The organism is Amycolatopsis sp. YIM 10 (assembly GCF_009429145.1).
Classification (GTDB): domain Bacteria; phylum Actinomycetota; class Actinomycetes; order Mycobacteriales; family Pseudonocardiaceae; genus Amycolatopsis.
Genome location: NZ_CP045480.1, coordinates 895,343 through 918,676 on the forward strand (window position 1 = coordinate 895,343; position 23,334 = coordinate 918,676).

The window sequence follows — 23,334 nt, forward strand, 5'->3', positions numbered from 1 at the left end:
GTAGGGAACAACTCCCGGGGTAGGCGAGGTCGGCTCGTGAGCATGACGACGCGACCGGGGCCGGTGCCGGAACCTGTTCGCCGTGAACACAACAGTGGTGGAACGGAGCCGGTTCGAGCGGCTCGCGGAATGGTCGCAACGGCACCGACGGCTGGCCATCGTGCTGTGGATCGTGGCGCTGGCCGCGATCACCTTCGCCTCGCAGGCCGTCGGCAGCGCCTACGAGGACGACCACACGCTGCCGGGCACGGAATCCCAGCAGTTGCAGGACCGCTTCGGCGGGGAAGTCGGGGAATCCGCGCAGATCGTGGTCCGCCACGAGGCCGGGGTCCCGGCCGACCGGGTGGAGCGGATGCTCGCGCAACTGCCGCACCTCGCCGGGCCGCCGAGCCCGCTGCAGTTCTCCGACGACGGGCACATCGCCTACGCGACGGTGCCGTTGCCGAAGGACATCCCGGTCGAGGACACCCGCCGGATCATCGACACCGCGAAGGCCGCGGAAGGCGACGGCCTGACCGTCGCGCTGGGCGGCGGCGCGATCCGGGAGGCGGCGGAAGGCGGTGGCGGACCGGCGGAGGGCGCGGGACTGCTGGCGTCGCTGGTGATCCTGGTCTTCATGTTCGGCTCGTTCCTGGCGGCGAGCCTGCCGGTGCTCACCGCGGTGTTCGCGGTCGGTAGTTCACTCGGCGTGATCGTGCTGGCGTCGCAGGTGTTCACGCTGCCGAGCTACGTGCCGTACCTGATGATGCTGGTCGGTCTCGGTGTCGGCATCGACTACGCGCTGCTGATCTTTTCCCGCTACCGCACGGAAATCCTGCATGGTGCGGACCGCGACCAGGCGACCAGGACCGCGCTGGACACGGCGGGCCGTTCGGTGTTGTTCGCCGGGCTGACGGTGATCATCGCGCTGGCCGGGTTGATGGTGCTCGGGCTCGGTTCGCTGCGCGGGGTCGCGCTGGCGGTCGGCATGACGGTGCTGCTCACCATGATCGCCGCGGTGACGTTGCTGCCCGCCCTGCTGACCGCGTTCGGCCGCCGCATCGAGAAGGCGGTCACCAAGCGCGGCAAGGCACACGGCGACCGGTGGCGGAAGTGGGGCGCGCTGGTGCAGCGCCGCCCGTGGGCGCCGCTGCTGCTCGCGGTGGCCGCGCTCGGTGTGCTCTCGCTGCCCGCGCTGGGTATGCGGCTGGGCTTCGCCGACTCCGGCACCGAGGCGCCGGAGCAGACCACGCGCCAGGCGTACGACCTGCTCGCCGAGGGTTTCGGGCCGGGCTTCAACGGTCCGCTGATCGTGTTGTCCGACGGCGGTGACCCGGCCGCGCTCGCGCAGGCGCTGGCGAACACGCCCGGAGTGGACACCAGCACCACGCCGCCGTCGAGCGGCGCGGTGTCGACCACGCTGGTGTTCCCGGACAGCGGACCGCAGGACGAGGCCACGCACGAACTGGTGACCAGGCTGCGGGCCGAGGTGCTCCCCGCACTGGAGGCGCGGACCGGCGGTGAGTACCTGGTCGGCGGTGCGACGGCGGCGGCCGACGACTTCGCCACCGCGATCGGTGCGCGGCTGCCGGTGTTCATCGGGGTGGTCGTCGGCTTGTCGGCCTTGCTGCTGCTCGTGGTGTTCCGGTCGATCCTGGTGCCGTTGAAGGCGGCGGTGCTGAACCTGCTGAGCATCGGGGCCTCGCTCGGCGTGATGACACTGGTGTTCCAAGAGGGCTGGTTCGGCGCGCAGCCCGGTCCGATCGAGGCCTTCGTGCCGGTGATGATCTTCGCGATCGTGTTCGGGCTGTCCATGGACTACGAGGTGTTCCTGGTTTCACGGATGCACGAGGAGTGGCGGCGGTCGGGGGACGCGGCACGCGCGGTCCGTGAGGGACTGGCGAACACGGGCGGCGTGATCACCGCGGCCGCCGGGATCATGATCGTGGTGTTCGGCGCGTTCGTGCTCAGCTCGGATCGGATGCTCCAGCAGTTCGGCCTCGGCCTGGCGGTCGCGGTGCTGCTGGACGCGGTGGTGATCCGCTGCCTGATCGTGCCCGCGGTGATGCGGTTGTTCGGGGAACGGGCCTGGTGGCTGCCGTCGTGGCTGGATCGGCGGCTGCCGCGGGTGGCGCTGGAGCGGTAACTCGGCACGGGGGCGGGTCAGCCCCGGCTGGCGGCGGGCGGTCCAATCGACCACCCGCCGCCACCTCCGTCGTGGATCAGGCAGGGTGCAGCTGGCTCTTCGGAATGATCTGCTGCGGCGTGTTCGGGCTCGACCAGAAGAGTTTCGCGATGCCCTCGTCGGTTTCCTTCTTGACCTCCATCCGGATCTTGTGCCGGTGCCCGGCGGTCAGCGGCAGGGTCACCTTGTCGATGACCGGCCCGTGGTCGATCCAGTTGTCCAGCACGAGCTTGTCGTCCACCCAGAGGCGAACGGTGTTGGAGGACAACGTGCTGAGCGTGTGGTTCTCGCTGTGCCGCGGCTCGATGAACCCGGTCCAGCGCGCGGCGTAACCCGAGCTGAGAATGGTCTTGTCGGGTGAGCCGGTGTACTTCCAGTTGTAGTTGAGTTGCGGTTCGACGCGGGTGATCGTGGGTGTGCCGCTGCCGTTCCGGTTCGCCCAGTACGACGCGGTCAGGCCGGTGCCGTTGCCTTCGGGAGCCGCTTTCGGTGGTGCGATGCCGATCGCGATCACGGTGGCGATGTCGTTGGTCGGTGCCCCGGACGGGGTGAGCTTGACCGTGTCACCGTCCCTGACCGCGTCCACCCGCTGCCCGCTGCCGAGCACGCGCGCGCTGCGGACTTCGAAGGGGGACAAAGCGTTCAGGTTCAGCGACTGCCCGGCGCCCGGCCAGTCGTACACGGACGCGTAGAGCGTGTCGCCCTGCCTGCTGACCGCGCCCCAGTCCGGTTCGGCGACCACGCCCGGGGTGTGCGCGCCGTAGACCGCCTGGCCCTGCCGGTGCTGGTTGAGCCAGGAACCCATACCGCGCAAGGCATCCACTGACTGCTGCGGAATACGGCCCTTCGCGTCGGGGCCCACGTTGAGCAGGTAGTTTCCGCTGCGCCCGGCGATCGAGACCAGGTTCCCGGTGAGGTCCTTTGTGGACTTCCAGCGGTCGTCCCAGCGCGCGTAACCCCAACTGCCGTTGATCGTCATGCAGGATTCCCAGAGCTGGCCGTCGACCGGTTCGGCGGGGATCGTCTGCTCGGGCGTGCCGGTGTCACCGTCGGCGAGCCGCCGTTTGCCGACCCGATTGTTCACCACGATTTCCGGGTCGAGTCCGCGGACGTGGGCTTCGAGCGCTTCGCCGTCCTGCGCGGTCCACGGGTTGTTCGGCCGGTCGGTGCTCCACTCGCCGTCGAACCAGAGGACCTTCGGCTGGTAGTTGTCGACGAGTTCCTCGAGCTGCGCGTACATGCGTTCCCGGTACTTCGGGAAGGTCGCCGGATCGGGGAAGTCGGGGTCGTGCCAGTCCCAGATGGAGTAGTAGAAGCCCAGTTCGATGCCGTACTTCTCGGTGGCCGCCTTGAGTTCGGCCATGATGTCGCGCTGTTTGTCGAAGGACGAATGGTCGCGCAGGTTCCAGTCGTTGACCTCGGTCGGCCAGAGCGCGTAGCCGTCGTGGTGCTTCGAGGTGATCACGATGTACTTCTGCCCGGCCTCCTTCGCGGTGCGCGCGATCGCGTCGGCGTCGAATTCGGCCGGGTTGAACTGCTGGGCGAACTGGGCGTACTCGGCGGGTGGGATGGCGCACTGCCGCTGGATCCACTCGGCGTCGCGGCAGACCGAGCCGTCCGGCCGGGTGTACTCGCCTTCGAGGTGCGAGTACACGCCGAAGTGGATGAACATGCCGAAGCGGGCATCGCGCCACCACTGGGTGCGGTCGGCGGTGAACGGGTCGTCGTAGGCGTAGTTCGTGCCGGGCCCGGCCGCCTGTGCCACGGCGGGCGGGGTTCCGGCGAAGGTGGCCGCGGCGACCAGCGCGAGCAGAGCCCCGCGCCAAGGGCGACGGATCATTTCGCCTCCTCGTTGAGGTCCGAATGATCCGCAGCGTAGGAACGGTAGACATCCGATGTAAACCGCAGATAGTGGGAAGTTGACTGTAGTCCACCCGGATGTCGACATGATTCATCTGATCTATGGGCTGAGATAGGCATCCAGGGTGACCGCTAGCGGCAGGTCGATCGACGGCGCGAAGCTGGCCCCGGCGAGACCGCCCCAGAGCCACAGCTGCGCCAGGCCGTGCAGTGCCGCCCACAGCGACGCGGCGATCAGGCGCGGGTCGGTGTCCTTGGTCGACGCCGCCGCGGTCAGTTCCGCGAAGAAGTCGAAGACCGCGCTGCTGGCGCGCGTGAGTTCGGCGTCGGCGGTGTCCAGCAGGTCGTGGCGGAACATCAGCTCGAACATCGCCGGATTGCCCAGCGCGAAGTCGACGTAACCGCGGCAGGCGGCGACGAGCCGGTCGCGCGGCGGGCCGGGCGGCAGCGCTTCACGGCGCGCGTACAACTCGGCGAAACCGGTGGCCGCGACCGCCGAGAGCAGTTCGGCGCGGCCCGCGAAGTGCCGCAGCGGTGCTCCATGCGAGACGCCGGTGTGCTTGGCGATGCCACGCAGCGTGACCGCCTCCACGCCCTCGGCCTCGAGCAGCGCGACCGCGCCGGCGATCAGGCGTTGCCGGGGAGCGGGGCGGAGATCCATGCCCTGATCTCTTCGGTCGAGACCGGCAGCAGTTCCGGGCGCTTGGGCAGGAAGCCGTCGCCGGGAGAGCGGCCGATCAGCCGGTTGCGGAGGCGGGTGAGCGCGACCGGGCGCACCACGTGCCACAGCCATTCCGCGTGCGCGCGGGCGTCCGGGCGGGTCGGCGCGCCGGGCAGGTCCGCCAGCCAGCTCGGCTCGACCGGCACGGCCAGCGCGGTCAGCAGGTGCGCGGCGAGGCGCCGGTGGCCGAGGTCGGACAGGTGCAGGCGGTCGCGGCCGAAGTACCGCAGATCGTCGGCGGCGTGGTCGGGCCAGAGGTCGACCAGCTCGGCGCCGTACCGGGTGGCGGCTTCACGAATGGCCTCGTTGAGTGCCTCGATCCGGGGGCGCAAGCGTTTGCCGAACGGCATCCGGTGCGAGATGTCGCTCAGCGTGAACACCACGACCTTCGGCGCCAGCCCGGTGACCTGGCGGACGGCGGTGTCCACGCGCTGGGACAACTCGGCCGGGCCGGACCCGGCGAGCACGTCGTTGGCACCGCCGAACAGCGCCACCAGATCGGGTTCGAGCGTGCTCAGCGCGGGTACCTGCTCGGCGGTGATCTGGTCGAGGCGACGGCCGCGCACGCCGAGATTGGCGTAGCGGAACCCGGGCGCGTCCATGGCGAGGCGGGCCGCGACGAGGTCGGCCCAGCCGCGGTAGCGCCCGTCCGCGGGATGCGGGTCGTCGAGCCCTTCCGTGCAACTGTCGCCGAGCGCGACAAAGCGTTCGTAGCCCATTCATCTCTCCGTCACCATCTGTTCAACCGGGCCCCACTTTGTAGCAAATCGATGTAGACGGTGTCTACTTCGGCGCTGCGGGGGTGCCCTTCGCGGACGTCAGGTGAGGCGGGCCCGGTGCGTGCGGACCAGGGAACGGCGCGGATCGTCGAGAGGGAGGGCGGCCAGCAGGGCGTCCACGATCTCGATGTCGTCGACGCCGCATGAAGTGTCCCAATAGGACCAGAGGGCCTCGGCGTCGCCGGTGGTCAGGTGGACGTGGCGCACCAGTGCGGTGAGCGACTCCCGCTCCTCCCGGACGGCGGGCGACTCCGACTCCGGGAGCAGCGGGCCGGGGAAGCCGGGCACGGAACCACGTCGCGCGGCACCGCGGGCGCGCAGGAAGTCCGCGTCCAGTTCGGCCGCCAGCCGGTACGGCCGGGTCCGCACGGCATCCGCGCCGAGCTGGCCCCGCAACCGGTGGATCTCGGCGCGTACGGTGACCGGGTTGCCCGCGTCGCCGTAGAGCTGCCAGGCCAGTTTGTCCGCGGTCAACCCGCCTGGGTGCAGCGCCAGCAACGTGAGGATCTCCGCGTGCCGCAGGGTGATCGGCACCTCGCGACCGTCCACTGTGGCTGATGGGTAACCGTCGCCGAGGAACTGGAGCGACAGCTTCGGTGTGCGGGTCACCCTGGTGCCGCGCTTGACCCGCAGCAGGAAACCGTCCGGCAGGGGCTCGACCGTGCCGAGCCGTCCGTCCGGCAGCGCCACCGCGCCACCGGCTCGCCGGATGTCCACTGTGGACGGCAGTTCGCACGACTCGGTGGCCAGCACCCGGCCGCTCGCCGACAACAGCGCGCCCGGTTCCCCGCGCAGGGCGGCCAGGTGCGGCATGTTGGCGCGCCGCGTCTTCTCGTCGCGGACCGCCAACTGCGCCCGCAACTGTCCCTCGGCCAGGCTCGCCGACGCGGTGACCAGCGCCAGCATCGCGGGGTGCACCGTGCGCAACGGCCCGCTGACGTCGATGGCGCCCAGCAGCGCGCCGGTGTCCGGGTCGCGCAACGGCGCCGCCGCGCAGGTCCAGGTGTGGTAGGTGCGCACCAGGTGCTCGGCGGAGTAGATCTGCACGGCCTCGCCGGTGGCCAGCGCGGTGCCCATGGCGTTGGTGCCGATCACGTCCTCGGTCCAGCGCGTGCCCTCGGCGAGGCGGACCTCGTCGGCGCGGCGGCACACGTCGCTGGCGCCCTCGCGCCACAGGATCAGCCCGTCCGCGTCGGTGACGATCATGATGTGCTCGGCGTCGTCGGCGATGCTGACCAGCGTCTGGCGCAGCAACGGCAGGACCGGCGCCAGCGGGTGCGCGTCGCGCAGGTCGGCGACCTCGTCCCGCTCGTAGACCACCGGCGGCAGCTTGCGGTCCGGGTCGACGTGCGCGGCGAGCGAGCGGTCCCAGGAGTCGGAGATCAGCGACCGCGGCGAACGCGGCGACGGGACCCCGGACAGCACGGCCTCGTGCACCGCGCGCAGCAGTCGCGCGTACTCGATGGGGTCGCGCAGCAGATCCGCCATCCGGCCGAGCGTAGTGACCACCGTCACGACGCTGCAACGTCCGTGCAACGTCACCGCGCCTACCTTCGCCGCCAACACCGATCCGGGCAACGAAGCAGGAGGTCAGGGCGCAGATGACCAGGTACGCGGCACCGAACACCGAAGGCAGCGTCGTCAACTACGAGACGCGGTACGACCACTACATCGGCGGCGAGTACGTGGCGCCCGCCAAGGGCCAGTACTTCGAGAACCCGAGCCCGATCACCGGCAAGGCGTTCACCGAGATCGCCCGCGGCACCGCCGACGACATCGAGAAGGCGCTCGACGCCGCCGAGGGCGCGGCACCGGCGTGGGCCAGGACCTCGCCGGAGGACCGCGCGGGCGTGCTGCTCAAGATCGCCGACCGGATGGAGCAGAACCTCGAGAAGATCGCGGTCGCCGAGAGCTGGGAGAACGGCAAGCCGGTCCGCGAGACCCTCGCCGCGGACATCCCGCTGGCCATCGACCACTTCCGCTACTTCGCTGGCGCGCTGCGGGCCCAGGAGGGCGGTATCTCGCAGATCGACGCGGACACCGTGGCCTACCACTTCAAGGAACCGCTCGGTGTGGTCGGCCAGATCATCCCGTGGAACTTCCCGCTGCTCATGGCCACCTGGAAGCTGGCCCCGGCGCTGGCCGCGGGCAATGCGATCGTGCTCAAGCCCGCCGAGCAGACCCCGGCCTCGATCCACCTGCTGCTCTCGCTGATCGGCGACCTGATCCCGCCGGGCGTGCTGAACGTGGTCAACGGCTTCGGCGTGGAGGCGGGCAAGCCGCTCGCGTCGAGCCCGCGGGTGCGGAAGGTCGCGTTCACCGGTGAGACCACCACCGGGCGGCTGATCCTGCAGTACGCCAGCGAGAACATCATCCCGGTGACCGTGGAGCTGGGCGGCAAGAGCCCGAACATCTTCTTCGACGACGTCGCCGCGGCCGACGACGCCTTCTACGACAAGGCGCAGGAGGGCTTCGCGCTGTTCGCGCTGAACCAGGGCGAGGTGTGCACCTGCCCGTCGCGCGCGCTGATCCAGTCGGGCATCTACGACAAGTTCCTCGGTGACGCCGTGGAGCGGGTGAAGAAGATCAAGCAGGGCGACCCGCTGGACACCGACACCCAGATCGGCGCGCAGGCCTCGAACGACCAGCTGGAGAAGATCCTCTCCTACATCGACATCGGCAAGCAGGAGGGCGCGAAGGTGCTCACCGGCGGCGAGCGCGTCGAGCTGGACGGCGACCTGGCCGGCGGTTACTACGTGCAGCCGACGGTGTTCGAGGGCCACAACAAGATGCGCATCTTCCAGGAGGAGATCTTCGGCCCGGTGGTCTCGGTGGCGAAGTTCGACGACTACGCCGACGCGATGAAGATCGCCAACGACACGCTCTACGGCCTCGGCGCCGGGGTGTGGTCGCGTGACGGCAACGTCGCCTTCCGCGCGGGCCGCGAGATCGAGGCGGGCCGCGTCTGGGTGAACAACTACCACGCGTACCCGGCGCACGCGGCCTTCGGCGGGTACAAGGCGTCGGGCATCGGGCGCGAAAACCACAAGATGATGCTCGACCACTACCAGCAGACGAAGAACCTGCTGGTCAGCTACTCGGACAACGCGCTCGGCTTCTTCTGATGAACCGGGTCGCGCTCACCGAGGAAGCCGCCGACCTGCTGCGGAAGCTGGTGGAACAACACGGGCCGGTGATGTTCCACCAGTCCGGCGGATGCTGCGACGGCAGTGCGCCGATGTGTTATCCCGCCGGTGAGTTCCGCATCGGCGCGTCGGACGTCCACCTCGGGGATCTCGGCGTGGACGGCATCGACGACGTGCCGGTGTGGATGTCCGGGCCGCAGTTCGAGTACTGGAAGCACACGCACCTGACCATCGACGTGGTGCCGGGCCGGGGCAGCGGGTTCTCCCTGGAGGCCCCGGAGGGCGTGCGCTTCCTGATCCGGTCCCGGCTGCTGGAATAGTACGAACGGTCGTGCTAATTTCTGGAGCATGACGGAACTGCTGATCAACGGGGTATTTGTCGGGCGGCCCAGCGTGCTGGGGTACCAGCGCGGCGAGCCCGTGCTCAGCGGCATCACCAAGGAGCGCACCGGCGAGGCGCACCTCGAGCTGTCGGAGGTGAACCTCGCCGGTGACGCCCAGGCCGATCTCAGCGTGCACGGCGGTCCGGACAAGGCCGTCTACGCCTACCCGGCCGAGCACTACCGCGGCTGGGTCGCCGACGCCTTCGACCTGGAGCCCGGCTCGGTCGGGGAGAACCTGTCCGTGCTCGGCGCCGATGAGGGGACCGTCCGGATCGGCGATGTCTGGACCTGGGGCGACGCCCTCGTCGAGGTCTCCCAGCCGCGGACCCCGTGCTACAAGCTCGGCATGCGGACGCAGCGTCGCGACATCATCCCGGCGATGATCGACTCCGGCCGCAGCGGCTGGTACCTGCGGGTCCGGCAGCCCGGCACGGTGCCGACCACCGGCGCGCTCACCCTGGTCGACCGGGACGAGGCGAGCCCGACGATCAGCGAACTGTACCTGATCTCCTTCGCCAATCCGGCGAACCTGGACGCCGAACAGCGCGCGGCCTACCTGGAGCTGGCGCACCGGGCGGTGAAAGCACCCGCGCTGGCCGAGCAGTTCCGCCACGGCCTGTCCGGCAAGCTGCTCCGCCTGGAGGCGCGCGATGCCGGTTGACGGCAGGCTGGCGCGCGGCGACGCGACCCGCGGCGCGGTGCTCCGGCGCGCGGTCGACATCGCTTCGGTGGAGGGGCTCGACGGACTGTCCATCGGCAGGCTGGCCAAGGAACTCGACCTGAGCAAGAGCGGGGTCTTCGCGGTTTTCGGCTCGAAGGAGGAGTTGCAGCTCGCCGCGATCGACGCGGCGAACGCGATCTTCACCGAGCACGTGGTCGACCCGGTACCTGCTTCGCTGAGTGGTCTGGACCGGTTCAGCGCGTTGTGCGAGCGCTGGCTGGAGTACTCGGAGAAACGCGTTTTCCCCGGTGGCTGCTTCTTTTTCCACACGTCCGCCGAATTCGACGCGCGGGACGGTCGGGTGCACGAAGCGCTGGTCGCGCGGAGCCGGAGCTGGACGCGGCTGCTGGTGGATTCGCTGGACGGGCTGGAAGACGCGGAGCAACTCGTCTTCGAGTGCGAGGCACTGGTGCGCACGGCGAACGCGTTTTCCGTGCTGCACGGCGGTTCCGACGCATACAGGCGGGCGCGGAAAGGCATCCGCGCCCGCCTGGATCTGTTGCGCTAGCTCACTTCCAGTCGATCTGCGGCGATCGGTAGAAGTCGATGCCCTGGGCGGTCCACCGGGGGCCCTGCTTGGCGACCCGGTCGCGGTAGTTCTCCCAGTTGTGCTTGGCCCGCGGCGACCAGCCGAGTTCGGCGATCGCGGTCAGCCGCGGGAACGCCATGAACTCGATGTCGTTGATGTTCCGCAGGGTTTCCGACCACAGCGGGGCTTCCACACCGAGCACCGACGACTCGGGCACACCGGGGACGAAGGTGCCCGGGTCCCAGTCGTAGGCGGTCTTCGCCTCGATGTAACCGGCCCACTTCAGGCCCAGCTTGGTGTTCTCGTCGTACTTCATGTCCAGGTACGCCTTGTTGGCCGGCGAAACCAGGACCTTGCTGCCCCGCTTGACGGCCTCGGCCACGGCGGCGTCGCCGTCCGGCGTGCTCCACCAGTACTGCGGGGTGGTGGTGGCCGGTGAGTTGGCCTTGGCGATCTCGTGCCAGCCGAACGGCTTCTTGCCGTACTTGGCCGTCATCGGGATGACGCGCTCCATGAACTTCTTGAAGTCCTCGTCCGTGGTCGCGTGCGCCTCGTCCCCGCCGATGTGCAGGTACGGGCCGGGGGTCATGGCCGCCAGCTCGCGGATGACGTCCTCGACGAACTTGTAGGTCAGCTCGTCGTCGATGCACAGCGAGGAGTACCCGACCTCGATGTCCGTGCGCGGCGGCGGGGCGACCCCGTCGCAGTTCAGCTCGGCGTAGGTGGACTGCGCCGCGTTGGTGTGCCCCGGCATGTCGATCTCGGGCACGATGGTGATCTGCCGCTCGGCGGCGTATTTGTTCAGCGCCGCGTAGTCGGCCTTGGTCAGGTAACCCGCCCCGACGCCGTCCACGCCGGTGCCCGGTCCGCCGCCGACCGTGGTCAGCTTCGGCCAGCTGTCGATCTGGATGCGCCAGCCCTGGTCGTCGGTCAGGTGCAGGTGCAGGTAGTTGATCTTGTACTGGGCGACGTGGTCGATGTAGGCGCGGATCTCGTCCGGGGTGTGGAAGTGCCGGGCCAGGTCCAGGAACGCACCGCGGTAACCGAAGCGCGGGTAGTCCACGATCCGCCCGCCTGCCACCGACCAGGCGGTGCGCTGCGGGGTCTTGGCCTCGATCTTGGTACCGAACAGCTGACGCAGCGACTGCGCGCCGTTGAACAGCCCGGCGGCCGAGTTGGCCCGGATGGTCACCCCGGTGATGCTCGAGTCGAGCTGGTAGCCCTGGTCACCGATGCGCTGGTCGGCCCCGCCGAGCAGCAGCGAGATGCCGGGCACCCACGACGGCGCCGAGCTGACCTTGAGCGGGTAACCGGTGGCCGGGCGCAGCAGGCCGGCCAGGTGGTCACCGACCTGCCTGGCCTCCTTCGAACCCGGCTGGGTGTGGATGCGGCTGAGCGGGGTCAGCCAGAACTTGGACTGCCCGTTGGGCTTGACTTCGACCGGCGCGGGCAGCACGTCGGCCAGCTGGGTTCCGCCCGAGTTCGACTGGGCCGCCGCTTCTTCGGGAGCCGCCGTGGCGACTCCGGTCGTGGCCACCGCCGACACGGCCAGTACGGCCGCCCCGAGTAAGGCGGACAAGGACAAACGCTTCCTCACGGAGCACCTCCGGCAAGGGGAGATTAAGAGTGAGTAAAGGTATAGACCAATAATCCGGGCAGCACAACGGCCGTTGGAGGGGTCAACGAATTTCGGTTCCTTGCCGGGAAAGGGGAATGCGTAACCGCTTGATCACTCGCTGCGCAGGACGGACCGCAGCGCGTCAAGTACCGCCGGGTCCTCGATGGTCGATGGAACCGGCTCGTCGCGGCCATCCGCTATGCCCCGCATGGTCTTGCGGAGAATCTTGCCGGACCGGGTTTTCGGCAGCGCGTCCACCACGGAAACGTCGCGGAATGCCGCCACCGGGCCGATATCGCGGCGCACCGCGGCGACCAGTTCCTCGCGCAGCTGCTCCCCATCGATGTCCACACCGGACTTGAGCACGACAAAACCCCTGGGCAGCTGGCCTTTCAGCGCGTCACGCACGCCGATCACCGCGCATTCGGCCACCGCCGGGTGCGCGGCCAGCACGGCCTCCATCGAACCGGTGGACAGCCGGTGCCCGGCCACGTTGATCACGTCGTCGGTGCGGCCCATGACAAAGAGATAGCCGTCCTCGTCGAGGAAACCGGAATCGCCGGTGAGGTAATGGCCTTCGTAACGCGAGAGGTAGGCCTCGACGTACCGGTCGTCGTCGCCCCAGAGCGTGGGCAAGGTGCCCGGCGGCAACGGGAGTTTGATGGCGATGGCGCCTTCCTTCCCGGCGGGCAGGTCGTTGCCTTCCTGGTCCAGGATGCGCACGTGGTAACCGGGCACCGGCACGGTGGACGAACCCGGCTTCACCGGCATCGCCTCGACTCCGCGCGGGTTCGCCGAAATCGGCCAGCCGGTTTCGGTCTGCCACCAGTGGTCGATCACCGGGGTGCCGAGTTTTTCTTTCGCCCAGTGGTAGGTCTCGGGATCGAGGCGTTCTCCGGCGAGGAACAGCGTGCCGAACTCGGAAAGGTCGTACTTGGCCAGCTCGGTCGCGTCGGGGTCGACCTTCTTGATCGCGCGCAACGCGGTCGGCGCGGTGAACAGCGCCTTGACCCCGTGTTCGGCGATCACCCGCCAGAACGCGCCCGCGTCCGGGGTGCCGACCGGTTTTCCTTCGTAGAGCACCGTGGTCGCCCCGATCAGCAGCGGCGCGTAGACGATGTAGGAGTGCCCGACCACCCAGCCGACGTCGGAGGCGGTCCACCAGACGTCCCCGGGGTGGATGTCGTAGATCGCGCCCATCGACCAGGCCAGCGCGACCGCGTGCCCGCCGTTGTCGCGTACCACGCCCTTCGGCTTCCCGGTGGTGCCCGAGGTGTAGAGGATGTACAGCGGATCGGTCGCGGCGACCGGCACCGGATCGGCCGGGGTCGCGCCCTCGACGAGTTCGTGCCAGTCGACGTCGCGCTCGCCGAGTTCGGCGCGGGCGGCGTCGCGCTGGAGCACCACGACCCGGTCCGGCTGGTGCTCGGTCACGCGCAGCGCGCCCTCGATGATCGGCTTGTACTCGACCACCCGCGTCGGCTCGATGCCGCAGGACGCGGCCACGATGACCTTGGGCTTGGCGTCCTCGACGCGGGCCGCCAGCTCCTTCGGGGCGAAGCCGCCGAAGACCACCGAGTGCACCGCGCCCAGCCGCGCGCACGCCAGCATCGCGATCACCGCCTCGGGCACCATCGGCATGTAGATGATCACCCGGTCACCGTGGGCGACACCGAGTGAGCGCAGCGCACCGGCGAAGCGGGCGACGGCCGCGTGCAGCTCGCGGTAGGTGTAGTGGCTGGTCGTGCCGGTGACGGGGGAGTCGTGGATGAGCGCGGTCTGCTCACCGCGGTCGGCCAGGTGCCGGTCGAGCGCGTTGTACGACGTGTTCAGTTCGCCGTCCGGGAACCAGCGGTAGAGCGGTGCGGCCGAGTCGTCGAGCGCTCGGGACGGCTGCTTCGTCCAGTCGATCCCCTCGGCGGCGGCCAGCCAGAAACCCTCGGGATCGCTCATGCTCCGCTGATAGGTTTCGGCGTACTGGGCCATGGGGACCTCCTCGTCGGCTACCGGCACGCCCATCTTGTACCGGTTGGTCAACGCGAGCGAAACGAACGCGCTCGACCAGGGGAAACGCGGTGTCCGGCAGGTATCCTGACCGGCTCACCGGTGGCGCGGCGGAAGCGGATGAGTCCGGGCCGTGATGAACCTGGCGGGCCACGACCGCGTCCAACGACAGACCCGACATACTGGAGTCGGGTAGCACGGCAACGACAAGGAGCGGGGAGTGGATTCATTCGCGAGCTCGTTGCTGTCGTTCGCATACGAGGTGTTCGGGCCTGGTTTCTGCCCGGGTGGCGCGGTGTGGGCGACCAGCATGGCGGGCGCGCTGATCGCGTTGTTCCCGGTGGCGGGCGCGGTGATCGTGGCGCTGATCCGGAAGTTCACCGGGAACCGGTACGACCCGACGATGATGGCCGTGATCGGCCTGGTCGCCGGGTTCTTCACGCTGATCATGCCGTGGCTGTTGTTCATCGGGGTGTCGAGCAACTTCAGCGCCGCCCGGGCCGGTGAGAACGTCGACCTGTCCGCCGGGCTGACCGAGGAGCTGAGCATCTCGCGGTGCGACTTCATCGGTAAGCAGAGCGACTACCTCGGCGGCGGTCAGAACGTCTACGAGGCGCTGTTCTACCCGTCGGGCGGACTCGCCTACGGTTACTACCTCGGTGCGCTGATCGGGCTCCCCGCGCTCGCCCTGCTCTTCACCATGCTGCTGGCGCGCACCGCGCTGCGCCGCGGGCCGAAGTGGCCCGCCCGGTTCTTCTGGATCCCGTTCGTGCTGATGTTCTTCTTCAGCATCGGGGTCTCCGCGAACACCGCGGTGCACCTGTGGCTGGGTTTCCTGCCGATCATCGTGCTGGGCATCATGCCGGTGGCGCTGGTCGGGCCGCCCGCGTGGTCGACGCTGCAACGGTCGGAACGGCCGCCGGAGCGACGGCCGGTGGAGCCGCCGCGGCAGCAACCGCCGCCGTACGTGCCGCCGCCCCCTTCGCAGCAGCGGCAGCTACCCCCGCCGCAACCGGCGAAGGAGTACCCGAAGACCGCGCTGGCGCAGACCCCGGAACCGGTTCCCGCGGAGAGTCCCGGCTTGGCCAACACGCCCGGCCCGATGCCGGTTCCGCCCGGTTCGAGCGGTTCGGCGAGCAGCGGCCGGTACCGCCGCGTCCGGCGGCTCGGGCACGGCGGCTTCGGCACCGTGTGGGAAGCCGTGGACAACCAGCTCGGCCGCACGATCGCGCTGAAGATCGCGCACGCGCCGGACCGCGACACGGTGGAGCGCATGCAGCGCGAGGCGCGGGCGCTGGCCGTGGTGAACCATCCGAACTGCGTGAAGGTCTACGACCTGGTCGAGGAGCCCGACGGGCTCGCGCTGGTGATGGAGTACCTGGAGGGTCAGCCGCTGGGCGCCGCCGTGGACAGCGGCGGCCCGCTGGACGACGTGGCCGCGGGACGGCTGTGGGCGACCATGGCCGGCGCGCTGTCGGCGGCGCACGAGAAGGGTGTGCTGCACCGCGACGTGAAGCCGTCGAACGTGATCCTGGACCCGGGCGGCATCGCGCACCTGATCGACTTCGGCATCGCGCGCAGCAAGGGCGACTCGCAGCTGACCGCCACCGGCATGATGATCGGCACGCCGGACTTCACCGCGCCGGAGACCGCGGCGGGCGCGCCCGCCTCCCCGGCCTCGGACGCCTGGCAGCTGGCCGCGACGGTCAGCTACGCCCTCTCCGGCCAGCCGCCGCGCGGCACCAGGGAAACGCCGATGGCCGCACTGATGGCCGCGGCGCGGGCGGAACCGGCGAACAAGCTGCCCCAGCGGAGCGTGCACTCGCGTCTGCTGATCGCCTCGCTGGACCCGGAACCCCGGCGCCGCCCGACGCTGGCCTCGGTGCGGAAGGAAGTCGAAGGCTGGCTGTCGCGCGCGGGCAAGTCACCGGACGGTCCGGTCACCCGGGTGGTCCCGCGCGCGCACTGACGTCGTCTCAGCCCAGTGAGTCCAGGTGGGCGCGTACCGGGGTGGAGAAGGCGCCGCCGCTGGTGGCGTCCCAGTTGGTCGACCAGGTCATCACGCCACCGATCGACGGGAAGGCCGTTTCCGGTACGTAGGTGCCGCAGTTCGTGCGCTTGGCCAGGCAGCTCAGCGCGTTGTTCACCACGGTCGGGTTCACGTAACCGCTGCCTGCCGCCGACGCCGAGGCCGGCAGGCCGAGCGACACCTGGTCTGGCCGCAGCGTGCGCAGCAGGAAGCAGGCCTGCGCGGTGATGAAGTCGACGCCGCCCTGGTGCACCACCTGGTCGTTGCAGCCGAGCATGCTGCCCGAGTTGTAGTACTGCGTGTGCACCACGGTGATCAGGTCCTTGGTCTGCTCGATCAGCTGCAGGTACCGCCCGCCGGGCTGCACGTCGATGGTCTGCGGCGCCATGGTCAGCAGGAAGCCGTCACCGAGGCGGGACCGCAGTTGCTTGATCGCGCTCGCGGTGTTCGCGACGTTCAGCCCGTGCTCCAGGTCCACGTCCAGGCCCTGGATGCCGAACGACTGCGCGATCGCGGTGAAGGTGTCGACGAAGGCGGTCACGTTCGACGGTGAGCTGAGGTCGACGTTGCCCTTCTCCCCGCCGATGGACAGCACGATCGACTTGCCCGCCGCCTTCTTCGCGGCGATGTCGGCCTTGAGGCCGGCGTCGGTGTACCCGCCGACCGCACTGGCCAGGCCAGGATCGACGCCGAAGGTCACCGCGCCCGGTCTCGCCGGATCGGAGTTGGCGAAGGCCAGCACGATCACGTCGTAGGCGGCGGGGACGTCGGCGAGCTTCTGCGGCTTCGCGCCGTTGACGAAGTTCTGCCAGTAACCGGTGAGGTGCTTGTTCGGCACCGCCGCGCCCGCGGTGGCGGGCAGCAGGGCGAGCAGCAACAGCACCACCCCGGTGAGCACGGCGAGCGGGGACCTGCGCGGGGACATGTCGGCTCCTTCGACGACTTGTGGTCTAAACCAATGCACCTATGGTCTGGTCCATTGCGGCAAAGCGCAACTTGACCTCGAGTCGACTCGAGCGAATAGCTTCGCGGCAAACCACGGAGAAGGGATTTCCGATGACGATTCTGGTGACCGGCGCGACCGGCAACGTCGGCGGCCACGTGCTCCGGCAACTGCTCGGACGCGGTGTGCCGGTGCGCGCGCTGACCAGGAACCCGGCGGCGGCGAAGCTGCCGGACGGGGTCGAGGTGGTGGCCGGTGACCTGGCCGCCCCCGAAACGCTCGAAGCGGCTTTCGACGGCGTGAGCGCCGCCTACCTGATCACCTTCGACGGATCCGATGGTGCGGCGCTGAGCACCGGACCCCAGGTCGCGAAGCTGGCCATCGACGCGGGCGTCAGACACGTGACCATGTTGTGGAGCGGCCGGCCCGGCCCCTTCGAGGCGGACATCGCGGCCAGCGGGCTGTCCTGGACCACGCTGCAGCCGGTCGAGTTCATGTCCAACACGCTGCTGTGGGCGGAGTCGATCCGCGCCGAGGGTGTGGTCAGGGATCCGTTCGCCGGGTTGCGCAGTGCGATGGTGCACGAAGCCGACATCGCCGCCGTCGCGGTGGAGACCCTGCTCGGTACCGGCCACGAGGGCCGCGAGTACGTGCTGAGCGGACCCGAGGTGCTGACCGTGCCCGACAAGATCGAGCAGCTCGGCGCCGCCATCGGCCGCGAACTACGGTTCATCGAGCTGACCGAGGAGCAGGCCAGGGCGCGGCTGCGGGACATGGGCGCCTCACCGGAGGCCGTCGACCACGTCATCGGCTGGTACGCCGACCCGCCGGTGGAGGGCTACACCGTGGTGGACACCGTCGAGCGGGTCACCGGCCGTCCGGCGAGGACCTTCGCGCACTGGGCGGCCGAGAACGCCGACGCCTTCCGGTAGGTCAGGTCAGCGCCAGGACGGCAGCCACAGCTCGGACTGCCAGTGCTCGTTGGTGATCGAATCGCCGTTCAGGATCGGCCACAGCCAGGCGAAGTTCGCCACCACCATGCCGACGTACAACGACACCACGAGCAGACCGGTGCCTCTTCGCTCGAACCCCTGCTGCACCGCGCCGAGCACCTGCCCGAGCACCAGGGTCAGGCCGAGCGCCAGGAAGGGGGCCATCGGCGTGGCGTAGAAGAAGTACATCTGGCGGTCGAGGTTGATGAACCACGGCAGCAGACCGGCCAGGTAGGCGACCACCACGGCGGCGTAGCGCCAGTCGGCACGGAACAACGAGCGCCACAGCCCCCACCCGAGCACCGGCAGCGCCAGCCACCACATCGCCGGGGTGCCGATCAGCATGGTGGCGCGCACGCACTCGGCTTCACCGCAGCCAGCCGCGCTCGCACCGGATTCGTAGGAGTAGAGCATCGGGCGCAGCCCCATCGGCCACGTCCACGGCTTCGACTCCCACGGGTGCGGGTCGTTCTCCGGGGTTTTCAGTCCGGAGTGGAAGTCCAGCACGTGCAGCGAGTAGTGCACGAGCGAGGCGAGCGCGTCCGGCACCCAGCCGAAGATCCACCACGGCTGGATGTTGTCCAGTTCGACCAGGTGGCGGTCGGTGGCGGTCTCGCTGGCGAACCAGAAGGTCCAGGTGCCCAGGTAGACCAGCACCGGGATGGCGACCAGGCCCCACAGCGCGGGGGCGACGTCGCGCCGCAGCGTGCCCAGCCACGGCCGGGGCACGCCCGCGGCGCGGCGGGCCGCCACGTCGAAGGCGACGCAGAGCAGGCCGAACGCGATGATGTAGTACAGCCCCGACCACTTGACGCCGAGCGAGAGCCCGATCATCACCCCGCCGGTGAACCGCCACCAGCGGAAGCCGAGCCGCGGCCCGTACGGCGACTCGTCGGCCCAGCCCTCGCGCACGGCCAGCGCCATCCGCTCGCGCACCTGGTCGCGGTCGAGCAGGAGGCAGCCGAAGGCGGCCACCACGAACAAGGCGCTGAAGATGTCCAGCATGCCCATGCGCGACTGCAGGTGGAGCACGCCGTCGCAGATGACCAGCACACCGGCCACGCCACCGAGAAAGGTGGACCTGGTCAGCCTGCGGGCGATCCGGATGACCAGCAGGATGAGCACGGTGCCGGCCAGCGCGGCGGAGAACCGCCAGCCCCAGCCGTTGTAACCGAAGAGCCATTCGCCGATCGCGATCAGCTGCTTGGCCACCGGCGGGTGCACGATCAGCTCGTAGCCGTAGTTGTCCTCGTACCCGCCGTTGCGCAGCATCTGCCACGCCTGCGGCACGTAGTGCTTCTCGTCGAAGACCGGGGTGCCCTTGTCGGTCGGGAAGCCGAGGTTCTGGAACCGGATCACCCCGCCGATGACCACCAGCACCAGCGTGACCACCCAGCCGCGGAGCCGGTCGGCCGGCATCGGGCGGCCCAGCAGGACGGCCTCGCGATCCGAGCGCGGGGCGTGCTCGTCGACCGGATCCGGGTACGCGCCGTCGCCGGACGGGCGCGTCAGGAGTGCGGTCACGGGTCCCGATCCTAGGCGCCTGGGTGTTAGCTCGTCGCGAGCGCCCGAGCCGCCGCGCTGTGTGGTCGGCTGTGTGGTCGCCGGAAGCGCCCGGTTAGGCTCGTCGCATGTCCGAAGCCGGGCGGCTGGTGCTCGCCGCGACGCCGTTGGGGGACGTGGGTGACGCGTCCCGGCGGTTGGTCGAAGCGCTGGCCACGGCCGATGTGATCGCCGCCGAGGACACCCGGCGCCTGCGCAATCTCGCCGGCGCGCTGGAGGTCACGCCGTCGGGCCGGGTGGTCAGCTTCTACGAGGACGTGGAGACCGCGCGCCTGCCGAAGCTGCTGGAGGCGATCCGCGACGGCGAGACCGTGCTGCTGGTCACCGACGCCGGAATGCCGAGCGTGTCCGATCCCGGGTACCGGCTGGTGGCGGCCTGCGTCGAGGAGGACCTGCCGGTCACCTGCCTGCCGGGGCCGTCCGCGGTGACCACCGCGCTCGCGCTGTCCGGCCTGGCCTCGGACCGGTTCTGCTTCGAGGGGTTCGCGCCGCGCAAGAGTGGCGAAAAGGCCAAGTGGCTCAGTGGCCTGGCCACTGAGCCACGCACCACCGTTTTTTTCGAGTCGCCGCACCGGCTGGCGAGCACGCTGCGCGACGCGGTCGAGGTGCTCGGCGCCGAGCGGCGGGCGGCCGTGTGCCGGGAGTTGACCAAGACCTACGAAGAGGTCAAGCGCGGTTCGCTCGGCGAGCTGGCGGACTGGGCCGACGAGGGCGTGCGCGGGGAGATCACCGTGGTTCTCGCGCCCGCACCGCCGCGCTCGATCGGCGTGGCGGACCTGGTCGCCGAGGTCGCGGACCGGGTCGCCGCCGGCGAACGGCTCAAGTCGGCGGCGGCCGAGGTGGCCGAAGCCACCGGCGTCTCGAAGAAGGAGCTGTACGACGCGGTGCTGGCCGCGCGTAAGAGGGCACGCGAATAGGGCAGGTGGATGGCCGCCTCGGCGCGGCGGGCGCCGCCATGCTCTGTTCGCGCGCCCTCCAAGTCAGCGAAGTAGCGCGGCGACGGCTTCCCGCGCCTTGTCGGCGTCGGGTTCCTCGCCGGAGATGATGTCGGTGTAGATGAACGACTCGGCGATCCGCACGATCAGGTAGGCCAGGTCGTGCACCGGCAGCGGCGGGTCCAGCGTGCCCCGGTCGATCTCCTCGATCAGCATCGACTCGACCGCCGCGATGGTGCGGCGCTGCACGAGGCTGGCCTTCGTGGTGAGCAGCCGCAGCGCGCGCTCCGGCTCGCGCCGCAGGAACTCGCGGAACGGCTCGTCGTTGTTGACCGTGCGCACGTAGGTGCCGACGACCTCGGCGATCCGCGCGCCGCCCGAGCCGTCGACCGCCCGGTTGTGCCGGTCGAAGGTGCGCTCGGTGATGGACCAGATGACCTCGCCGAGCAGCTGCTCCCGGTTGCCGACCCAGCGGAACAGGGTGGCCCGGCCCACCTTCAGCTCGGCGGCCAGCTCCTGCATGTCGATCCGCCGCCCGGCCAGGAACCACTGGCGCGCCAGGCTGAACGCGTCCGTCACGTCCGGTTTGGTCGATACCACGTATGGAACATAACACGGCATTGTCTCACGATGAGACGATCGATAGAATCGTCTCATCCGACGAGGGAAAGGCTGGCTGGAATGCGTGCTGTGCAGGTGACCGAGTTCGGCGGACCCGAGGTCCTGAAGCTGGTGGAGCTGCCCGATCCGGAGCCCGGTCCCGGTGAGGTGCTGATCGAGGTCGACCACGCCGGCATCAACTACGCCGACACGCACGCGGCGGAGAACACCTATCTCGCGCCCACCGAGCTGCCGCTGGTCCCTGGCGGTGAGGCCGTCGGCCGCACGCCGGACGGCAGGCGCGTGGTGGCGCTGCTCCACAAGTCGGGCGGGTACGCGGAGAAGGCGCTCGCCCCGGAGGCGACCGTCTACGACGTGCCCGACGGCATCGACGACAACACCGCGCTCGCCTTCATCGCCCAGGGCATGACCGCGTGGCTGCTGCTGCGCAAGAACGCGCACCTGGAGGCCGGTGAATCGGTGGTCGTGCACGCGGCGGCCGGTGGGGTCGGCTCGCTGGCCGTGCAGCTGGCGAAGGCGTGGGGCGCGGGCCGGGTGATCGCCACCGCGAGTTCCGAGGACAAGCGCAAGCTGGCGCTCGACCTGGGTGCCGACGTGGCGGCGGACTCGCGTGCCGAGGACATGACCGACGTGCTGCGCGAGGCCAACGGTGGCAAGCGGGTGGACATCGTGCTCGACATGACCGGTGGCCGCATCACGGACCAGAGCATCGCCGCGCTCGCGCCGTTCGGGCGCCTCGCCTTCTACGGCATGGCCAGCCGCGAGCAGCCGAAGCCGGTGGAGTTGCGCAACCTGCTGGGCCACTCGACCACCATCTCCGGCATCTGGCTGCCGCACGCGCTGCGCCTGCCGGGCAACCTGTTCGAGCGCGGCCTGGCCGAGTTGTTCGAGCTGGCCAAGAGCGGTGACCTCAAGGCAATCAACGGCGGCGAGTACGCCCTGGCCGACGCGCGCCAGGCGCACGAAGACCTCCGCTCCCGTGCCACGACTGGCAAGCTCGTGCTCAACCCGCGCGCGTAAGCGCGGTCATGGGCGGGCGGCTGCTCAGCCTGCGGGCGTAGCCAGCAGTCGTTCCAGTGGCGCGGCCTTGTGCAGGCATTCCTGCCATTCACGCGCCGGGTCGGAGTCGGCGGTTATGCCGCCTCCGACGCCCAGCCACAGCCTGCCCTCGTGCAGTTCGAAGGTGCGGATCGCGACGTTCAGCTCGAGCCCGGCCACCGGGGAAACCAGGCCCATCGCGCCGGTGTAGACCCCGCGTGGCACGGGCTCGAGTTCGGCGATCAGGTCGAGCGCGCGGATCTTCGGCGCCCCGGTCACCGAGCCCGGCGGGAAGGTGGCGTCGAGCAGTTCCGCGTCCCCGGTCACCACCCGGCCCTCCACTGTGGACTCCAGGTGCCAGACCCCGGGCGCGGGGCGGACGGCGAGCAGTTCGGGCACCCGGACGCTGCCGACCGCGCAGACCCGGCCGAGGTCGTTGCGCACCAGATCAGTGATCATCACGTTCTCCGCGACGTCCTTTTCGGACTTCCGCAGCCGCCCGGCCAGGTGGTCGTCCTCGGGGCCGCGGCGGGGGAGGGTGCCCTTGATCGGCGTCGAGCGGACAAGATCGTCGTGCCGGGCGAGGAACAACTCCGGTGACAGCGAGACCACCGCACCCCAGTCACCGCTGAGGAACGCGGCCCGCCGCGGGCCCAGCCGCCGCGTGCCCTCACCGAAGAGTTCGGCGGCGCTGCCGTCGAACGAGGCCGAGAAGCGCGTGCAGATGTTCGCCTGGAACAGTTCCCCGGCTTCGATCGCGTGCACGCACGCCTTCACCGCGTCGTGGTGCTCGGTGGGCAGCGGCCGGTTCAGCTCGGTCGCCGTCCAGCCGCGCCGGGGCGGCACCCCGCGCAACACGGCTTCGAGTTCCTGCCGGAGTTCGTCCGGCTCGTCGCCGTCGACCAGCGCTTCGAACCACCACGTGCCGTCACCGTCCAATCGCAACACGTGATCCGCCCAGCCCCAAGCGGCTCGCGGAAGTGGCGTGCGCCGCTCGCTGGGATCGGTCAGGTCGTAGGACAGGTAACCGAACCAGCCACCGCCGATGGCGCCGGGCACCACGTCGTCGACCGCGGTCAGCGGCAGCGAATACGCCGAATCGGGAGCCACTTCACCGATCGCCACGCTGGGCGCGATCACCGCGCGCGAGCCGAACCACTCGCCGGACAACGCGGCGGGCGGCGGCAGGCCGCGAGCGCGGGCGCGCGCGTCGAGCAGCGACAGCGCCGCCTCGGGCGCCACCGTCGAGTGCATCGCCGCGCGCACCAACCGCATGGCGGCCATTGTG

19 protein-coding genes are annotated in these 23,334 nt (G+C 69.9%); 9 read left to right on the forward strand and 10 right to left on the reverse strand.

Annotated elements, in window-relative coordinates; all coding sequences use genetic code 11:
* Window positions 1-82 precede the first annotated feature (82 nt).
* On the forward strand, window positions 83-2,125 hold the full coding sequence (locus tag YIM_RS04515) for an MMPL family transporter (protein ID WP_228004556.1): 2,043 nt from the start codon (window positions 83-85) through the stop codon (window positions 2,123-2,125).
* A gap of 76 nt (window positions 2,126-2,201) precedes the next feature.
* Here YIM_RS04515 and YIM_RS04520 read toward each other — a convergent pair whose 3' ends face one another.
* The 4 genes from YIM_RS04520 to YIM_RS04535 form a co-directional block, all read right to left on the reverse strand.
* Window positions 2,202-4,004 (reverse strand): alpha-L-fucosidase, encoded by a 1,803-nt coding sequence (locus tag YIM_RS04520; RefSeq protein ID WP_153029126.1) that lies wholly within the window; start codon window positions 4,002-4,004, stop codon window positions 2,202-2,204.
* A gap of 120 nt (window positions 4,005-4,124) precedes the next feature.
* Window positions 4,125-4,685 (reverse strand): TetR/AcrR family transcriptional regulator, encoded by a 561-nt coding sequence (locus YIM_RS04525; protein WP_153029127.1) that lies wholly within the window; start codon window positions 4,683-4,685, stop codon window positions 4,125-4,127.
* Window positions 4,652-5,464 carry an SGNH/GDSL hydrolase family protein gene (locus tag YIM_RS04530; RefSeq protein ID WP_153029128.1) on the reverse strand — a complete coding sequence of 271 codons (813 nt, stop codon included), beginning with the start codon at window positions 5,462-5,464 and terminating at the stop codon, window positions 4,652-4,654. The genes YIM_RS04525 and YIM_RS04530 overlap by 34 nt, the downstream gene beginning before the upstream one ends.
* Window positions 5,465-5,563: 99 nt before the next feature.
* Window positions 5,564-7,012, reverse strand: coding sequence for a helix-turn-helix domain-containing protein (locus YIM_RS04535; RefSeq protein ID WP_153029129.1), 1,449 nt, complete (start codon window positions 7,010-7,012; stop codon window positions 5,564-5,566).
* Between the two features lie 113 nt (window positions 7,013-7,125).
* On the opposite strand from YIM_RS04535, the gene YIM_RS04540 reads away from it, so the two are divergent.
* The 4 genes from YIM_RS04540 to YIM_RS04555 are packed head-to-tail and all read left to right on the forward strand — an operon-like array spanning window position 7,126 to window position 10,282.
* Window positions 7,126-8,649 (forward strand): aldehyde dehydrogenase family protein, encoded by a 1,524-nt coding sequence (locus tag YIM_RS04540; RefSeq protein WP_153029130.1) that lies wholly within the window; start codon window positions 7,126-7,128, stop codon window positions 8,647-8,649.
* Complete coding sequence (locus tag YIM_RS04545) at window positions 8,646-8,990, forward strand: DUF779 domain-containing protein (RefSeq protein ID WP_153029131.1); 345 nt, start codon at window positions 8,646-8,648, stop codon at window positions 8,988-8,990. The genes YIM_RS04540 and YIM_RS04545 overlap by 4 nt, the downstream gene beginning before the upstream one ends.
* Window positions 8,991-9,018: 28 nt before the next feature.
* A complete protein-coding gene (locus YIM_RS04550; RefSeq protein ID WP_194240042.1) occupies window positions 9,019-9,714 on the forward strand; it encodes an MOSC domain-containing protein in 696 nt (231 codons plus the stop codon).
* Complete coding sequence (locus YIM_RS04555; protein WP_153029132.1) at window positions 9,704-10,282, forward strand: TetR/AcrR family transcriptional regulator; 579 nt, start codon at window positions 9,704-9,706, stop codon at window positions 10,280-10,282. Before YIM_RS04550 ends, YIM_RS04555 begins: the two co-directional genes overlap by 11 nt.
* Window position 10,283: 1 nt before the next feature.
* Here YIM_RS04555 and YIM_RS04560 read toward each other — a convergent pair whose 3' ends face one another.
* Both YIM_RS04560 and YIM_RS04565 read right to left on the reverse strand, forming a co-directional pair.
* Window positions 10,284-11,882: a beta-N-acetylhexosaminidase gene (locus YIM_RS04560; protein ID WP_153029133.1), complete on the reverse strand. Its 1,599-nt coding sequence runs from the start codon at window positions 11,880-11,882 to the stop codon at window positions 10,284-10,286.
* 150 nt (window positions 11,883-12,032) lie between these two features.
* Window positions 12,033-13,907, reverse strand: coding sequence for a propionyl-CoA synthetase (locus tag YIM_RS04565; RefSeq protein ID WP_153029134.1), 1,875 nt, complete (start codon window positions 13,905-13,907; stop codon window positions 12,033-12,035).
* Window positions 13,908-14,145: 238 nt separating this feature from the next.
* Between YIM_RS04565 and YIM_RS04570 the strand changes: the two genes are divergently transcribed.
* On the forward strand, window positions 14,146-15,894 hold the full coding sequence (locus YIM_RS04570) for a serine/threonine-protein kinase (protein WP_153029135.1): 1,749 nt from the start codon (window positions 14,146-14,148) through the stop codon (window positions 15,892-15,894).
* A 7-nt stretch (window positions 15,895-15,901) separates the two neighbouring features.
* On the opposite strand, the gene YIM_RS04575 is transcribed toward YIM_RS04570, so the two are convergent.
* Window positions 15,902-16,879 (reverse strand): chitinase, encoded by a 978-nt coding sequence (locus tag YIM_RS04575; protein ID WP_153029136.1) that lies wholly within the window; start codon window positions 16,877-16,879, stop codon window positions 15,902-15,904.
* A 131-nt stretch (window positions 16,880-17,010) separates the two neighbouring features.
* Between YIM_RS04575 and YIM_RS04580 the strand changes: the two genes are divergently transcribed.
* Window positions 17,011-17,829, forward strand: a complete 819-nt coding sequence (locus tag YIM_RS04580; protein WP_153029137.1) for an NAD(P)H-binding protein — start codon at window positions 17,011-17,013, stop codon at window positions 17,827-17,829.
* Window positions 17,830-17,835: 6 nt separating this feature from the next.
* On the opposite strand, the gene YIM_RS04585 is transcribed toward YIM_RS04580, so the two are convergent.
* Entirely contained in the window at window positions 17,836-19,413 is a 1,578-nt protein-coding gene (locus YIM_RS04585; RefSeq protein WP_153029138.1) for a dolichyl-phosphate-mannose--protein mannosyltransferase, read from the reverse strand.
* Window positions 19,414-19,520: 107 nt separating this feature from the next.
* Between YIM_RS04585 and rsmI the strand changes: the two genes are divergently transcribed.
* Window positions 19,521-20,369 carry a 16S rRNA (cytidine(1402)-2'-O)-methyltransferase gene (rsmI, locus tag YIM_RS04590; RefSeq protein WP_153029139.1) on the forward strand — a complete coding sequence of 283 codons (849 nt, stop codon included), beginning with the start codon at window positions 19,521-19,523 and terminating at the stop codon, window positions 20,367-20,369.
* A gap of 63 nt (window positions 20,370-20,432) precedes the next feature.
* On the opposite strand, the gene YIM_RS04595 is transcribed toward rsmI, so the two are convergent.
* The gene (locus YIM_RS04595; protein ID WP_228004557.1) at window positions 20,433-20,987 is read right to left on the reverse strand and encodes a QsdR family transcriptional regulator; all 555 of its coding nucleotides are present in this window, start codon (window positions 20,985-20,987) and stop codon (window positions 20,433-20,435) included.
* A gap of 81 nt (window positions 20,988-21,068) precedes the next feature.
* On the opposite strand from YIM_RS04595, the gene YIM_RS04600 reads away from it, so the two are divergent.
* On the forward strand, window positions 21,069-22,028 hold the full coding sequence (locus YIM_RS04600; protein ID WP_153029141.1) for a zinc-binding dehydrogenase: 960 nt from the start codon (window positions 21,069-21,071) through the stop codon (window positions 22,026-22,028).
* Between the two features lie 24 nt (window positions 22,029-22,052).
* Here the strand turns inward: YIM_RS04600 and YIM_RS04605 are convergent, their stop codons facing one another.
* Entirely contained in the window at window positions 22,053-23,321 is a 1,269-nt protein-coding gene (locus YIM_RS04605; protein ID WP_153029142.1) for an aminodeoxychorismate synthase component I, read from the reverse strand.
* Window positions 23,322-23,334 lie beyond the last annotated feature (13 nt).